We start from the raw sequence: 15,192 nt of genomic DNA, 5'->3' as shown, positions 1-15,192 counted from the left end.
GGACGCATTAGGCGTGACAGCCTGATGTGCAGCCTCGGCGCTGGCACAGACTTCAGTTCGGTCTCATTCCAAAACGGGGAACGCGCGTGGCGACGATCATCGACGGAAAAGTAGCGGCGCAATCGGTCATCGAAACGGTGACGCAAGCGGCGGCCGCCCTGGAGAGCGATGTCGGCGTGAAGCCGGGCCTAGCTGTCGTCATCGTCGGAGACGACCCCGCCAGCCACGCCTATGTCAATTCCAAGAGCAGGATGGCCAAGCAGTGCGGCTTCAATTCCGTCCAGCACAGCCTGCCCGAGGAGACGACGCAGGGGGAGCTGGAAAAGCTGGTCGCGGACCTCAATGCGGACCCGTCCATTCACGGCATTCTCGTTCAGTTGCCGCTGCCGAAGCACCTCAGGTCCGAGCCGGTGATCCAGTCGATCGCCCCCGAAAAGGACGTGGATGGCCTGAACGTCGTCAATGCCGGCAAGCTTGCGACGGGCGATCTCGCAAGCGGGCTCATCTCCTGCACGCCCGCCGGCGCGCTCATCCTCATCAACAGGATACACGGCACCGACCTGTCGGGCCTCAACGCGGTCGTCATCGGACGGTCTAACCTGTTCGGCAAGCCGATGGCCACGCTGCTTCTCTCGTTCAATGCGACGGTCACTGTCGCCCATTCGCGCAGCAAGGATCTCCCCGGCATCTGCCGCAATGCGGATATCCTCGTCGCTGCCGTCGGTCGCCCCCACATGGTAAGGGCCGACTGGGTGAAGCCCGGCGCGACGGTCATCGACGTCGGCATCAACCGCGTCCCGGCGCCTGAAAAGGGTGAGGGCAAGACGAAGATCACCGGCGACGTCGCCTACGAGGAATGCGCGACGATTGCCGGCGCGATCACGCCCGTCCCGGGTGGCGTTGGTCCCATGACGATCGCCATGCTGATGGCCAATACGGTGGTTGCCGCCTGCAGGACGTTCGGACGCCCGATCCCGAAATTCTGACCACACGGGAGCGATAGCTCCCCGGTGCCCCTCCTGCGCAGCAATATGCTCGCCTTCCGAACGTGGCCACGCGCCATGCTTCTCGTGCATGCGCGCGCCGGTTTGGCCGATAATCAAATTGAATCTGCCGTTGCCCTCCCGAGGGAAAGGTGTCTGCCGCAGTGCAGCATAGGCGTGCGGGAGGAGGGCTTGACACGGTTGAGTATAAGAACACATGACTAGGTTCCAAAGCGCGCCGGACGGATGGAGGTCCGCGACGTCGCGATAGAAGCAATAGGGAGGTTTCCGATGGTAATCAGGTCACTGTGGACGGGTGTGGCTCTGGCGGTGCTCGTTTCGACCGGCGTTGCGGCGCAGGAACTCAAGTTCACCCCCGGCGAGGACGCCCGTTTCAACTGGCAGAGCCTGGAGGATTTCAAGGCGGCGCATCCCGACCTCTCTGGACAGAGCCTGACCCTGTTCGGACCATGGCGCGGCGATGACGAGATACTCTTCAACAGTGTGCTCGCCTACTTCCGGGAGGCCACGGGCGTCGATGCCCGCTATTCGTCGTCTGAGAACTACGAACAGCAGATCGTCATCGATACCCAGGCCGGCTCGCCGCCCGACATCACCATCCTTCCGCAGCCCGGCCTGTTTACCGACCTGGCGTCGAAGGGCTTCCTCGTCCCGCTCGGCGAGGAGACCGAGAACTGGGTGAAGGACAACTACGGCGCCGGGGAAAGCTGGATCGGTTACGGCACCTACAAGGGCAAGGACGGGCAGGAAGCCTTCTACGCCTTCCCCTACAAGGCCGACGTGAAGTCGCTTGTCTGGTACGTGCCTGAAAACTTCGAGGAAGCCGGTTACGAAGTGCCGGAAACCATGGAGGGGCTGCTGGCGCTGAGCGACCAGATCGTCGAGGACGGCGGCGTGCCGTGGTGCATCGGCCTCGGCTCCGGCGGCGCCACCGGCTGGCCGGCGACGGACTGGGTCGAGGACATGATGCTGCGCACGCAGCCCGCCGAGACCTACGACAAATGGGTCAGCAACGAGATCAAGTTCAACGATCCGGCCGTGGTGGGCGCGATCGAGGAATTCGGCAAGATCGCGCGCAACGACAAATATGTCAGCGGTGGCGTGGCGGCGGTCGCCTCGACCGACTTCCGCGACAGCCCGAAGGGCCTCTTCGAAATTCCGCCGAAGTGCTACCTGCATCACCAGGCCTCCTTCATCCCGTCCTTCTTCCCCGAAGGTGTGGAACTCGGGGAGGATGCGGACTTCTTCTACATGCCGACATATGAGACCAAGGCTGATCTCGGGACCCCGGTCCTCGGTGCAGGAACGCTCGTGGCGATCACCAAGGATACCCCTGCTGCCCGGGCCTTCATCGACTTCCTGAAGACGCCGATCGCCCACGAGGTCTGGATGGCACAGGCGGCCTTCCTCACGCCCTACAAGGGTGTCAACGCCGAGGCCTATGCCAACGACCCGCTGAAGAAGCAGGGCGAGATCCTCACCTCCGCCACTACCTTCCGCTTCGACGCATCGGACCTCATGCCGGGCAAGATCGGTGCGGGCGCCTTCTGGACGGGCATGATCGACTATGTCGGCGGCAAGGATGCAGAGGCCGTGGCGACGGACATCCAGAATGCCTGGGACGGATTGAAGTAAGTAAGGCGAGGCGGGATCATGCGGCCGAAGATCGGGCGCATGATCCGCTGAGACGACGATCCAGCCAATGGACGGGTAACGGCGGGGAGGGGATAGGATGGCAGCACAGATCGTATCGGCCGTCGGCGTCATGGTCGCCGGCGTATTCGCCTGCGTCCTCTATTACTGGATATCGGAAAAGATACTCCAGCTCGTCCTGCCCACCCCCGGCGACGATGTCGCCCGGGCCTCGCGCAACCTGAACCGGCGGGCGGTCGTCCGCCCCTGGCTGTTTCTCGGGCCTGCCCTCATCCTTCTTGGCATCTACCTCGTCTATCCCGTCATCGCGACCTTGATCCTGTCCTTCTACGACCGGTCCGGCTCGGTCTTCGTCGGCTTGGCCAACTATCGCTGGGCGCTGTCCGACGCGGGCTTTCGCCAATCGATCTTCAACAATTTCCTCTGGCTCCTGGTCGTGCCGGCCGCCTGCACCTTCCTCGGCCTGGTGATCGCGGTCCTGACGGATCGCATCTGGTGGGGAAACATCGCCAAGAGCCTCGTCTTCATGCCCATGGCGATCTCCTTCGTCGGTGCCTCGGTGATCTGGAAGTTCATCTACGAATACCGTGGCACGGGGCAGACCCAGATCGGCCTGCTCAACGCCATCGTCCAGTTTTTCGGCGGTGACCCGCAGGTGTGGATCGCCTTGCCGTTCTGGAACAACTTCTTCCTCATGGCGATCCTGATCTGGATCCAGACCGGCTTTGCCATGGTGATCCTGTCGGCGGCCCTGCGCGGCATCCCGGAAGAAACGATCGAGGCGGCGGTGATCGACGGCGCCAACGGCTGGCAGATATTCTGGAAGATCATGGTCCCGCAGATCTGGGGCACGATAGCCGTCGTGTGGACGACGATCACCATACTCGTGCTCAAGGTCTTCGATATCGTGCTCACCATGACCAACGGCCAGTGGGGGACGATGGTACTCGCCAACCTGATGTTCGACTGGATGTTCCGCGGCGGTGGAGATTCAGGCCGGAGTGCGGTCATTGCGCTGGTCATCATGGCCGCGGTGACGCCGATCATGATCTGGAACATCCGTCACGCCAACCGCGAAGCGGGAGGACACTGACATGACCGCTCTCGCGACCCGCGTCCGCCGGATCGGCCTTCCGCGCATCTTCGTCCACCTCGCCGTGCTGGTGCTCGTCATCCTCTGGCTGGTGCCGACGCTCGGCATCCTCGTGACTTCCATCCGCGATCGCGACCAGATCACCACATCCGGCTGGTGGACGGCATTCTCCAGTTCGTCCCAGACTGCGGCGGTGCGCCTGGCGGAACCTTCCGCCCAGAGGCAGGAGGGTGCGAACCACGTCATTTCCGGCAACGTCTTCGACGAGGGCGCGCCGGGAACGGTGAAGGCCTTCGGGGTTCGCGTGCAGGAGCCTGCCGCCTACCAGGCCGGCGAGACGGCCGATCTCGGCGATGGCGAGACGCTGACCGTCAACGAGGACGGAAGCTATGTTCACTCCAGCGCTGTGCCGTTCGAGGGAAACCGCGGCCAGCGCGTCTATCTGACGATCGCGACGCCGCCGGAATTCACCGACGAGAACTACCGCACCGTCCTCAATGCAGAGGGCCTCGGCCAGTCCTTCGTCAATTCGCTGACCGTGACGATCCCGGCCACCATCATCCCCATCCTGATCGCGGCCTTTGCCGCCTACGCGCTGTCGTGGATGGAGTTTCCGGGGCGCGCGCTGATCATCGCCACCGTCATCGGCCTCATCGTCGTGCCGCTGCAGATGTCGCTGATACCGCTCCTTCGCATGTACAACGAGATCAGCCTGTTCTTCGGCGTCCCGTCCAAGACCTATGCCGGCATCTGGCTGGCGCACACCGCCTTCGGCATTCCGCTCGCCATCTACCTCCTGCGCAACTACATTTCCGGCCTTCCGAGGGAGATCATCGAATCCGCCCGGGTCGACGGCGCGAGCGACTTCGAGATATTCATGAAGATCGTGCTGCCGCTTTCCTTTCCCGCGCTCGCCTCGTTTGCGATCTTCCAGTTTCTTTGGGTATGGAACGACCTGCTCGTCGCGATCGTCTTCCTGGGCGCCAGCCGCGACCAGCTGGTCCTTACCGGCGCGCTGAACGCGCTTCTCGGCTCCAGGGGAGGAAACTGGGAAATCCTCACCGCCTCCGCCTTCATCACCATCATCGTCCCCGTCCTCGTCTTCTTCGCGCTCCAGAGGTATCTGGTCCGCGGACTCCTGGCGGGATCGGTCAAGGGCGGCTGAAGCATCTACATCGCATGACAACAGGACACTGAATGACCATACTCGCAGGAACCCCCGCGGCACCGGACAAGGACTGGTGGCGCGGCGCCGTCATCTATCAGATCTACCCGCGCTCCTTTCAGGACTCCAACGGCGATGGCATCGGCGACCTGAAAGGCATTACCGCGCGCCTCCCGCACGTCTCTGCCCTCGGTGCCGACGCCATCTGGATCTCGCCCTTCTTCCCCTCGCCGATGAAGGACTTCGGCTACGACGTGTCGAACTATACGGAAGTCGATCCGATGTTCGGGACGCTCTCGGACTTCGACGCCCTGATCGCCGAGGCGCATCGCCTGGGCCTCAAGGTGATGATCGACCTCGTGATGTCGCACAGCTCGGACCAGCATGCCTGGTTCATCGAGAGCCGCTCGAGCCGGGTCAATCCGAAGGCGGACTGGTATGTCTGGGCGGATGCCAAGCCGGACGGCACGCCTCCGAACAACTGGATGTCGATCTTCGGCGGGTCCGCCTGGCACTGGGACCCGACCCGCATGCAATACTACATGCACAACTTCCTGACCTCGCAGCCGGATCTCAACCTGCACAACCCCGAGGTCCAGGACGCCCTGCTCGACATGACCCGGTTCTGGCTGAAGCGCGGCGTGGACGGCTTCCGCCTGGATACGATCAACTTCTACTTCCACGACCGGGAGCTGCGCGACAATCCGGCACTTGATGTCTCCCGCCGCAACGCTTCGACGGCACCGGCGGTGAACCCCTATAACTTTCAGGAACACCTCTACGACAAGAACCGTCCGGAGAACCTCGACTTCCTGAGGCGCTTCCGCGCGGTCCTCGACGAATTCCCGGCAATCGCGGCGGTCGGCGAGGTGGGCGACAGCCAGCGCGGACTGGAGATCGTCGGCGAATATACGTCCGGCGGCGACAAGATGCACATGTGCTACGCCTTCGAATTCCTGGCGCCCGACCCGCTGACCCCGTCGCGTGTGGCGGAGGTCCAGAGCGCCTTTTCGATCGCTGCGCCCGAAGGCTGGGCTTGCTGGGCCTTCTCCAACCACGACGTCATCCGCCATGCCAGCCGCTGGGGCGCCGAGGTCAAGGATCGCGACGCCTATGTGAAGATGCTGGCCGCGGTGCTGATGACCCAGCATGGATCGTTCTGCATCTATCAGGGCGAGGAACTGGGGCTGACGGAAGCCGACATCGGCTTCGCGGACCTGCAGGACCCGTACGGGATCCAGTTCTGGCCGGAATTCAAGGGACGCGACGGATGCCGCACGCCGATGGTGTGGGACGCGCAGGCGCTTCATGCGGGCTTCTCCACCGCCGACAAGACCTGGCTTCCCATTCCCGTCGAGCACCAGCTACGGGCGGTCGGCGCCCAGTACGGCGACCCGGATTCCGTGCTGGAGCAGTACAGGCGTTTCCTTGCCTTCCGCAAGCAGCACCCGGCGCTCGTCAAGGGCGAGATGGAGATGTTGCCCTCGAGCCAGACGCTTCTGCAATATCAGCGGTGTTACGGCAACGAGATCATCCTTTGCATGTTCAACATGTCGCCGGAGAATGCTTCGGCGGAACCGCCGCCCGGAGACTGGGAGGTGCTGGACGGCCATGGCTTCCAGAACACCGTGGAAGGCAACCGCATCAACCTGCCCGCATGGGGGGCGTTCTTTGCCCGGCGGGCCTGAAGGAGGGGAGAAAATGGCTGGCGTCGTTCTGAAGGACATCCGCAAGGCCTATGGCCAGGTCGAGGTGATCCACGGCATCGATCTGGAGATAGCACAAGGGGAGTTCGTCGTCTTCGTCGGCCCTTCCGGATGCGGAAAGTCCACGTTGCTCAGGATGATCGCCGGACTGGAGAGCATCACCGGCGGCGAGATGTATATTGACGGCCAGATGGTGAACGAGGTGCCGCCCTCCAAGCGCGGCATAGCCATGGTCTTCCAGTCCTATGCGCTTTACCCGCATATGACCGTCTACGACAACATGGCCTTCGGCATGCGCATCGCCAAGGAGAGCAAGGCGGAGATCGACCGGCGAGTCCGCGCGGCGGCCGATATCCTGCAGCTCACGCCCTATCTGGACCGGCTGCCGAAAGCTTTGTCGGGCGGTCAGCGGCAGCGTGTCGCGATCGGCCGGGCGATCTGCCGCAATCCCAAGGTGTTCCTCTTCGACGAGCCGCTTTCGAACCTCGACGCGGCCCTTCGCGTGGCGACCCGCATCGAGATCGCCAAGCTCAACGAGTCCATGCCGGACACGACGATGATCTACGTCACCCATGACCAGGTCGAGGCGATGACGCTCGCGGACCGCATCGTCGTCCTATCGGCCGGTCGCATCGAGCAGGTGGGTGCGCCGCTCGATCTCTACGAGCGGCCGCACAATCTGTTCGTGGCCCGCTTCATAGGGTCGCCGGCCATGAACATCCTGCCGGTGACGATCACCGAAACCGGGGAGACGACGACGGTCGGCCTTGCCGCCGGCAAGTCGGTCGATGTCCCGATCCGCACAGATGCTTCCGAGCGTGGCAAGCCGGCAAGCTTCGGCGTGCGGCCGGAAGACCTCTCGGTCGCAGAGGACGGGGAGTTCCTGTTCGAGGGAACGATCGCCCTGGTCGAAGCCCTGGGCGAGGTGACGCTTCTCTATATCGAGGGGCTTGCGGGCAGCGAGCCGCTGATCGCCAAGTTTCCGGGTATCTGGAGCGGCAAGCGCGGCGATACCGTGCGTCTCAAGGCCTCTCCCGACAAGCTCCATCTGTTCGATGCCGACGGCCATACTTACCGCGCCTGAAACACCGATGCACGGCGCGCGTCAGTACAAGTAGTCATTGTTGTATCCTTACCGGGAGATGAACACCGTCTGTTAAACTTCGCACTGTAGTGTCCCACGCATTGCAGGAGACTTGGTTGTGAATTCATTGAGTGGTAAGAAAAATCATTTCCTAAACAAGGAAGAGTCCTTCATGTACGACCGCGAAACGCGGTACCCTATGGAAGACACCATGAACGCGGGTCGGATCGAATATACCGAGAATGGCGTGCTCAACATGGCCGCCCGCCGCTGCGAAATCCTTCGAATTTCGTTGAGCGGGGCCATTATCGGGATCATGACCCAGTATAAGCTACCCCAGCAGTTCTATCTCGACATCCCGGATGCCCGTATCTCCAAGATCGGTTGCCTCCTGATGAAGACCTATGCCAACAACACGATCGAAGTCCGCTTCCTCCGGCTGCTGAGCCAGAAGGAACTGGACCGGATTTTCGTCTTCAGCACGCATCCCGCGCATCGGGACAAGGTGCTCGACGTCCGCTCCTGGTAGTACGCCTGGAGGACTGCGGGTCGGTCAGGCAAAGACGCTCGCGCCGTTGTCGGCCGTTCCCGCATTCTGCCGGAAGATCGCGAAAAGCTCGCGACCCATGCCGAACTCGTTCTGCGCGAGATCCGCGGTCGCGGGCGTCCGCCCTTCGAACTCCGTTGCATCGACCAGCACTTCCAGCGTGCCCTTGACCGCGTCGAGGCGGACCATGTCGCCGTCCCTGATTCTTGCGATCGCCCCGCCGTCGGTGGCTTCGGGTGTCACATGGATTGCGGCCGGAACCTTTCCGGATGCGCCCGACATGCGCCCGTCCGTGACCAGTGCCACCTTATAGCCCCTGTCCTGCAGAACGCCGAGCGGCGGCGTCAGCCGGTGCAGTTCCGGCATGCCGTTCGCCTTCGGCCCCTGGAACCGGACGACGGCGACGAAATCGCGGTTGAGGTCGCCGCGCTTGAAGGCCTCCTGCAGTTCCTGCTGGTCGTCGAAGACGATCGCCGGCGCTTCGATCACATGACGCTCCGGCTTCACGGCGGAGATCTTGATGACGGCCTTGCCGAGATTTCCGGTGAGCATTTTCAACCCGCCATTCGGCTGGAAGGGAGCTTCCGCCCTCGCCAGGACCTTGGCATTGCCGCTGTCTTCCGGGGCAGGCTGCCGGACGATGCCGCCCGCGTCGTCGAGCCTGGCTTCGACGGTGTAGGCCTCGAGGCCGTGGCCGAAGACGGTGCGGACGTCGTCGTGGACGAGCCCGGCCTTCAGCAATTGCTTGATCAGGAAACCCATGCCGCCCGCGGCGTGGAAATGGTTCACGTCGGCAAGCCCGTTCGGATAGACCCGCGCCAGCAGCGGCACGATGTCGGAAAGCTCGGAGATGTCCTGCCACGTCAGATGGATTCCGGCCGCGCGTGCCATGGCGACGAGATGAAGCGTGTGGTTGGTGGAGCCCCCGGTCGCGTGCAGGCCGACAACGCCGTTGACGATCGAGCGCTCGTCGATCATCTCGCCGGCGGGCGTGAACTCGTTGCCGAGCGCCGTGATCGCCAGAGCCCGTTTCGCGGCTTCCTTTGTCAGCGCGTCCCGCAACGGCGTGCCGGGATTTATGAACGATGAGCCGGGCGTATGGAAGCCCATGATCTCCATCAGCATCTGGTTGGAATTGGCCGTGCCGTAGAAGGTGCAGGTGCCGGGGCCGTGGTAGGACTTCGATTCCGCCTCAAGCAGTTCCGCCCGGCCGACCTTGCCTTCGGCATAGAGTTGGCGGACGCGCGACTTCTCGTCGTTGGGAAGTCCCGACGTCATCGGGCCTGCGGGAATGAAGACCGCCGGCAGGTGGCCGAACGTCAGGGCCGCGATCACCAGTCCCGGGACGATCTTGTCGCAAACCCCCAGAAAGACCGCCGCGTCGAACATATTGTGGGAGAGGCCGATGCCCGCTGCCATGGCGATCGCGTCGCGCGAGAACAGCGAAAGTTCCATGCCCGGCTGGCCCTGGGTGACCCCATCGCACATGGCAGGCACGCCGCCCGCCACCTGCGCCACGCCGCCGGCTTCCCGTGCCGCTTCGCGAATGATGGCCGGAAAGGTCTCGTAGGGCTGATGCGCCGACAGCATGTCGTTATAGGCGGTGATGATGCCGAGGTTGGGGACCACGTCTCCCGCAAGATCAGCCTTGTCGGAGGGGGAACAGGCAGCAAAGCCGTGCGCGAGGTTGCCGCAGGAAAGGACGGCCCGATGGGGCCCGCGCGAAATCGCCGAACGCACCTGGTCGAGATAGCGCTCGCGGCGCGGCTTGGACCGTTCCACAATGCGGGCTGTGATAGCTTCGATCTGTGAATGAGCAGCCATGGCCATGTCCTTTGGTTCGGGAGCAAGCCGGCAGGGAGCGGCAGATGCCGTCGAGTTGCTCCGGGTGATGCGTCGCGTCGGACGTCAGGGCGCCCAGTAGATGTCCACCGGCGAGGCGGCCCGATGGAGAACCGCGCGGATCGGCATCTCCATCTCGTCGGTTCCGTCCTGCGCCTGCATGAGTACGTCCTTCTTGGCCAGCCCCTCCAGATGCAGGACAAGCAGTCCCGCATCGCTGAGGCTGGAAAAGGAAAAGGTCAGTCGGGGTTCCCCGGCACCTTCCGCCTCCATCGGCAGGACGCAGCGAGGCGCGGCGGCATCGAGTGCCTTGGCAAGCGTGCTGCCATGCGGGAAAAACGAAGCGGTATGGCCATCGGCACCGAGGCCGAGGATCACGACGTCGAAGGGAGGAGTAATGGCCGCCGCCACTTCCGTCGTGGCCAGTCGCGCGGCTTCCTCGGCGCTGGAGCAATCGTGGTAGAGCGGGACGAAGCGCGCTGCGGCCGCCTTGCCCTGCAACAGGTTTTCCCGAACGAGGAGGTGATTGGACCGCGGATGGTCGGCGGGAACGAAACGCTCATCGACCAGCGTGATCGTCACCTTGGGCCAAGTGATATCCCGGTCGGCGAGCGCGCGGAAGAACGCCTTGGGGGTGGAGCCGCCTGAAACGGCGAGACTTGCCTTGCCGCGCGCTTCAACCGCTGCAGCCAGCCGATGGGCAACCTGATCAGCAAGCTTCTCCGCGAGCGCGCTGCCGTTGGCGAATTCATGCAGGATCGGCTCCATTGTATCAGCCCTCGTGCCAGGTGCGGCCGTCGCGCTCGATCAGCGCGATGGCCTGGCTTGGTCCCCAGGTTCCGGAGGTGTAGCCCTGGACCGCCTGTCCCGTGGCTTCCCAGCCCTTCAGAATTGGATCGACCCAACGCCAGGCGGCCTCCACTTCATCACGGCGCATGAACAGCGTCTGGTTCGAGCGGATCGTATCCATCAGCAGACGTTCGTAGGCATCCGGATTGCGAACGGCGAACGCTTCAGCGAAGCTCATGTCGAGCGACACGTTGCGCATGCGCATGCCGCCGGGACCGGGATCCTTGATCATCAGCGACTGCTTGACGCCTTCGTCCGGCTGCAACCGGATGATCAGCTGGTTGGCGGAGACGCGGCCGGCCGCGTGATCGAAGATGTTGTGGGGGATCGGCTTGAAGGTGATGACGATCTCCGACACCCTTGCCGCCAGCCGCTTGCCGGTGCGGATATAGAAGGGCACGCCCGCCCAGCGCCAGTTGCCGATCTCCGCCTTGATGGCGACGAAGGTTTCCGTATCGGAGACGCCGCCCTCCAGTTCGTCGAGATATCCCTTCACCGGGCCGCCGGCCGACGCTCCGGCCCGATATTGGCCGCGAACGGTCAGGTGCTCCACATTGTCCTCGGTAATCGGCTTCAGGGCCCTCAGCACCTTCAGCTTTTCGTCGCGCAGCGATTCCGCGCTCAGCGACGAGGGGACCTCCATGGCGACGAGACAGACGAGCTGCAGGATGTGGTTCTGGACCATGTCGCGCAGCGCGCCGGCCGTGTCGTAATAGCCGGCCCGGCCTTCCAGGCCGACGGATTCCGCAACCGTGATCTGCACGTGGTCGATGTGCTGGGCGTTCCACAGCGGCTCGTAGAGGGCATTGGCGAAGCGCAGGACCATCAGGTTCTGCACCGTTTCCTTGCCGAGATAGTGGTCTATGCGGAAGATCTGTTCCTCGCGGAATACCCGGCCGATCGTGTCGTTGAGTTCCAGCGCCGAGGCAAGGTCGCGGCCAATAGGCTTCTCGACGACGATCCGGGTCTGGTCGGTGATCAGGTCGTGCTCCCGGATCTTCTCGGAAATCGGTCCGAAGATTGCCGGCGCCACCGCGAGGTAGAACACGCGGACCCTGTCGCGGCCGGAGTCGAGCTCAGCCTTGAGCTTCTCCCAGCCCCCCTCCGACTTCGCATCGACCGGGATGTAGAACAGGCGTTCGCAGAACTTGTCCACTTCCGTGTCGTTGTACTCGCCGGGCTTCAGGTGCTTGCGGAGCGCCTCGCGGGCAAAAGTCCGGTATTCCTGATCCGACAGGGGGCTGCGGGACGCGCCGATGATCCGCGTCGGCTCCAAAAACTGTCCCTCGATCTGCCGATGATAGAGCGCCGGCAGAAGCTTGCGCTCCGCGAGGTCGCCAGCCCCGCCGAAGACGACGCAATCAAAGGGATCGACCGGGATTATCTGGCTGCTCATAAGGATCGTCTTTCGTCTTTTCGAACTCGGTTCTACCTAATCTAATCGATTTAAAAATTCCAGTCCCCGGGCAGCTTTTTTGGGTTCGTGCCTCATAGACGGTCGCGCAGCGCGTACCATGTAAGCGCGAGAAACAGCAGCGGCTTGCGCAGGCGCAGGCCGCCCGGGAAGCTCGGCACGTCGAGGGCCTCGAGTTCGGCGAGCGGACTTGCCGAGCCGGTGATGCGGTCGGCGTAGAGCTTGCCGCAGAAATTGGACAGCATGACGCCATGACCGGAATAACCGCCGATCGAGGTCACGCCGGGCATGACCTCGCGGACGAAGGGCTGGCGCGGCATGGTGATGCCCACATATCCGCCCCAGGCGTGGGTGATGCCGATGTCCTTCAGCTCCGGATAGGTCTCGGCGATCTGGCGGCGGATGAAGTTCGCGGTGTCCTGCGGGCTGCTGGACGAATAGACCTCCCGGCCGCCGAAGAGCAGGCGGTTGTCGCGCGACTTGCGGAAATAGCGGACCACAAACCGAGAGTCCGCCACCGCCTCGCCGCCCGGCAGCACTCCCGGGTGGGCGTCGAGCGGTTCCGTTGCGGCGATGAAGGACCCGATCGGCATGATGTGGCTGGCGGTGACCGGCTCCAGTTCGCCGATATAGCCGTTCGTGGCGAGGAGCACGCGCTCGGCCGAGACCGTCCCTTGCGCCGTCTCGAGCCGCGTCTTTCCGCTGGCTCGCCGGATGGAGGTGACCTTCGTCATCTCGTGTATGTCCGCGCCGGCGCTTCTCGCCGCCCACGCCAGGCCGATGAGTAGCTTGAGCGGGTGGATGTGCCCGGTGCCGGTGTCCCGGACGCCGCAGTAATAGTGGCTGGATCCGGTCCGCTCCGCCGTTTCCTCCCGGTCCATGTAGCTCAGGTGAGGGTAGCCGTAACGCTCCGCGGCGATCTCGGCATTGGCGCGGTATTCCTTCTCGTGGCCCGGCTTGTGGGCGACGTTCATCTGTCCCGGCATGTAGTCGATGTCGATGTCGTGCTCGGACGCAAAATCGAGCAGGTACCGTTTCGCCTCCTCGGCCATGTCGAACAGCGCCTTGGAGCGTTCGAAGCCGATCGCCTGTTCAAGTTCCTCCGGCCAGGCGCGCTGTCCGGTACCCATCTGCCCCCCGTTGCGGCCGGACGCGCCGTCACCGACGCGGGCTCCTTCCAGGACGACGACGGAAATGCCCCGCCGGGCGAGGTTGAAGGCCGCCTGCAGTCCCGTGAAGCCCCCGCCGACGATCGCGACGTCGGCTGCCCTGGAGCCATCGAGCGCGGGATAGGTCGGCCGCTCGCCAGCCGTGGCCTGATACCAGGAGATCCCGGGCGCGATGGGGCTTTGCCATTCGCTCATGAGACGGCTCAGACGTTGAGAAGCAGGAACTCCCGCTCCCAGGGGCTGATGACCTGCATGAACGTCTCGAACTCGCCGCGCTTGACGCCGGCATAGAGGCCGATGAATTCCGGGCCGAGAATATCCGACAGGGCGGGTTCGGACTCAAGGGCCGAGACGGCTTCGAGGAGGCCGCGCGGCAGTTCGATCGAACCCTCGTTGGCACTGTGCTCCGTGGGCGGCCCCGGCTCGACCTTGTTCATGATGCCGAGCAGGCCGCAGGCGAGCGAGGCAGCCAGCGCCAGGTAGGGATTGGCATCCGAGCTTGGCAGGCGGTTTTCCACTCGTCGCGCGGCGGCATCGGAAACCGGGACGCGGAAGGCCGTGGTTCGGTTGTCATATCCCCAGGCGTTGTTCACCGGTGCTGCCATGTCGGGCGTCAGGCGGCGGTAGGAGTTGACGTAGGGCGCCATCATCACGAGCGCTTTGGGGACGTAGGTCTGCATGCCGCCGATGAAGTGGAAGAATTCCCTGGAGGGAGAGCCGTCCTCGTTCGAGAAGACATTCCGCCCGGTCTCCATGTCGACGACCGACTGGTGGATGTGCATCGCGGAACCGGCCTGGCCCTGCATCGGCTTTGCCATGAAGGTCGCGTAGATGCCGTGCTTCAGTGCCGCCTCGCGGATGGTGCGCTTGAACAGGAACACCTGGTCGGCAAGCTCGATCGGATCGCCGTGCCTCAGGTTGATCTCCAGCTGGGCCGGTCCCTCCTCGTGGATCAGCGTGTCGATCTCCAGGCCCTGCTTTTCGGAGAAGTGATAGATGTCATCGATCAGTTCGTCGAATTCGTTGATGCCGGCGATCGAATATCCCTGGCCGCCGAGAATGGCGCGCCCGGAACGCCCCTTGGGCGGATGGAGCGGGTAGTCTGGGTCATCGTTCTTGGCGACGAGGTAGAACTCGATTTCCGGTGCGACCACCGGTTTCCAGCCGCGCTCGAGGTATAGATCGACGATGTTCTTCAGGACCGCGCGCGGCGTGTAAGGCACGTTTTGACCGCCGATGCCGACGACGTCGCAGATGACCTGTGCCGTCGGGTCGGTCTCCCATGGCACGACGGAGAGGGTCGAAAGGTCGGGGACCAGCTTCAGGTCGCTGTCGCGGGGCTCGTAGCGGAAGCTTGCCGTCTCGTCCGGATACTCCCCCGAGATCGTGTGCCGGTAAAGCGCGGAAGGCAGCGCGAGCGAGGTGTTGGAGGTGAACTTCGACGACGGCATCATCTTGCCGCGGGGGACGCCCGCCAGGTCCGGCGTGATGCATTCCACGTCCTCGATGCCGCGTGCCCGCAGCCAGGCAACGGCTTCCTGCCAGTCGCGTACGCCGCGCAATGAGGTGAGGACGGGTGGCGTGGGCTGTGTGCCGGTTGATTTCAGCACGGGCCCAGTGGAAGGGGCAGGCGACGGTTTATTGCGCGTCATGAAGCACCGGAATG

General features: G+C 63.7%; 12 protein-coding genes. 7 read left to right on the top strand and 5 right to left on the bottom strand.

Going from position 1 to position 15,192, the window contains the following annotated elements; translation table 11 throughout:
* Positions 1-86 precede the first annotated feature (86 nt).
* The 7 genes from folD (at position 87) to ACWGPT_RS14835 (ending at position 8,234) form a co-directional block, all read left to right on the top strand.
* A complete protein-coding gene (folD, locus tag ACWGPT_RS14865; RefSeq protein WP_452606388.1) occupies positions 87-986 on the top strand; it encodes a bifunctional methylenetetrahydrofolate dehydrogenase/methenyltetrahydrofolate cyclohydrolase FolD in 900 nt (299 codons plus the stop codon).
* Positions 987-1,274: 288 nt separating this feature from the next.
* Complete coding sequence (locus ACWGPT_RS14860) at positions 1,275-2,639, top strand: ABC transporter substrate-binding protein (protein WP_452606387.1); 1,365 nt, start codon at positions 1,275-1,277, stop codon at positions 2,637-2,639.
* 97 nt (positions 2,640-2,736) lie between these two features.
* Positions 2,737-3,750 (top strand): carbohydrate ABC transporter permease, encoded by a 1,014-nt coding sequence (locus ACWGPT_RS14855; RefSeq protein WP_452606386.1) that lies wholly within the window; start codon positions 2,737-2,739, stop codon positions 3,748-3,750.
* Position 3,751: 1 nt separating this feature from the next.
* Positions 3,752-4,915: a carbohydrate ABC transporter permease gene (locus ACWGPT_RS14850; RefSeq protein WP_452606385.1), complete on the top strand. Its 1,164-nt coding sequence runs from the start codon at positions 3,752-3,754 to the stop codon at positions 4,913-4,915.
* A 32-nt stretch (positions 4,916-4,947) separates the two neighbouring features.
* The gene (gene bglA, locus ACWGPT_RS14845; RefSeq protein WP_452606384.1) at positions 4,948-6,603 is read left to right on the top strand and encodes a beta-galactosidase BglA; all 1,656 of its coding nucleotides are present in this window, start codon (positions 4,948-4,950) and stop codon (positions 6,601-6,603) included.
* A gap of 13 nt (positions 6,604-6,616) precedes the next feature.
* A complete protein-coding gene (locus ACWGPT_RS14840; RefSeq protein WP_452606383.1) occupies positions 6,617-7,705 on the top strand; it encodes an ABC transporter ATP-binding protein in 1,089 nt (362 codons plus the stop codon).
* 172 nt (positions 7,706-7,877) lie between these two features.
* Entirely contained in the window at positions 7,878-8,234 is a 357-nt protein-coding gene (locus ACWGPT_RS14835; RefSeq protein ID WP_452606382.1) for a hypothetical protein, read from the top strand.
* Positions 8,235-8,258: 24 nt separating this feature from the next.
* On the opposite strand, the gene edd is transcribed toward ACWGPT_RS14835, so the two are convergent.
* The 5 genes from edd to ACWGPT_RS14810 all read right to left on the bottom strand — a co-directional run bounded on the left by edd (position 8,259) and on the right by ACWGPT_RS14810 (position 15,178).
* Complete coding sequence (edd, locus tag ACWGPT_RS14830; RefSeq protein ID WP_452606381.1) at positions 8,259-10,076, bottom strand: phosphogluconate dehydratase; 1,818 nt, start codon at positions 10,074-10,076, stop codon at positions 8,259-8,261.
* Between the two features lie 84 nt (positions 10,077-10,160).
* On the bottom strand, positions 10,161-10,862 hold the full coding sequence (gene pgl, locus ACWGPT_RS14825; protein ID WP_452606380.1) for a 6-phosphogluconolactonase: 702 nt from the start codon (positions 10,860-10,862) through the stop codon (positions 10,161-10,163).
* 4 nt (positions 10,863-10,866) lie between these two features.
* Positions 10,867-12,339, bottom strand: a complete 1,473-nt coding sequence (gene zwf / locus ACWGPT_RS14820) for a glucose-6-phosphate dehydrogenase (RefSeq protein WP_452606379.1) — start codon at positions 12,337-12,339, stop codon at positions 10,867-10,869.
* Positions 12,340-12,431: 92 nt separating this feature from the next.
* A complete protein-coding gene (locus ACWGPT_RS14815) occupies positions 12,432-13,721 on the bottom strand; it encodes an NAD(P)/FAD-dependent oxidoreductase (protein ID WP_452606378.1) in 1,290 nt (429 codons plus the stop codon).
* 8 nt (positions 13,722-13,729) lie between these two features.
* Positions 13,730-15,178 carry a glutamine synthetase family protein gene (locus ACWGPT_RS14810; protein WP_452606377.1) on the bottom strand — a complete coding sequence of 483 codons (1,449 nt, stop codon included), beginning with the start codon at positions 15,176-15,178 and terminating at the stop codon, positions 13,730-13,732.
* Positions 15,179-15,192: the final 14 nt, after the last annotated feature.

It is taken from the genome of Pseudorhizobium sp. NPDC055634 (assembly GCF_053618655.1).
This window is presented reverse-complemented; position numbering and strand designations above follow the sequence as displayed.

What these genes read in the sequence shown, in the direction of transcription:
- pgl (WP_452606380.1), bottom strand. Translation starts at nt 10,862, where the DNA reads ATGGAGCCGATCCTGCATGAATTCGCCAACGGCAGCGCGCTCGCGGAG.
- bglA (WP_452606384.1), top strand. Translation starts at nt 4,948, where the DNA reads ATGACCATACTCGCAGGAACCCCCGCGGCACCGGACAAGGACTGGTGG.
- ACWGPT_RS14815 (WP_452606378.1), bottom strand. Translation starts at nt 13,721, where the DNA reads ATGAGCGAATGGCAAAGCCCCATCGCGCCCGGGATCTCCTGGTATCAG.
- ACWGPT_RS14860 (WP_452606387.1), top strand. Translation starts at nt 1,275, where the DNA reads ATGGTAATCAGGTCACTGTGGACGGGTGTGGCTCTGGCGGTGCTCGTT.
- ACWGPT_RS14850 (WP_452606385.1), top strand. Translation starts at nt 3,752, where the DNA reads ATGACCGCTCTCGCGACCCGCGTCCGCCGGATCGGCCTTCCGCGCATC.
- edd (WP_452606381.1), bottom strand. Translation starts at nt 10,076, where the DNA reads ATGGCTGCTCATTCACAGATCGAAGCTATCACAGCCCGCATTGTGGAA.
- ACWGPT_RS14810 (WP_452606377.1), bottom strand. Translation starts at nt 15,178, where the DNA reads ATGACGCGCAATAAACCGTCGCCTGCCCCTTCCACTGGGCCCGTGCTG.
- ACWGPT_RS14855 (WP_452606386.1), top strand. Translation starts at nt 2,737, where the DNA reads ATGGCAGCACAGATCGTATCGGCCGTCGGCGTCATGGTCGCCGGCGTA.
- ACWGPT_RS14835 (WP_452606382.1), top strand. Translation starts at nt 7,878, where the DNA reads ATGTACGACCGCGAAACGCGGTACCCTATGGAAGACACCATGAACGCG.
- zwf (WP_452606379.1), bottom strand. Translation starts at nt 12,339, where the DNA reads ATGAGCAGCCAGATAATCCCGGTCGATCCCTTTGATTGCGTCGTCTTC.
- ACWGPT_RS14840 (WP_452606383.1), top strand. Translation starts at nt 6,617, where the DNA reads ATGGCTGGCGTCGTTCTGAAGGACATCCGCAAGGCCTATGGCCAGGTC.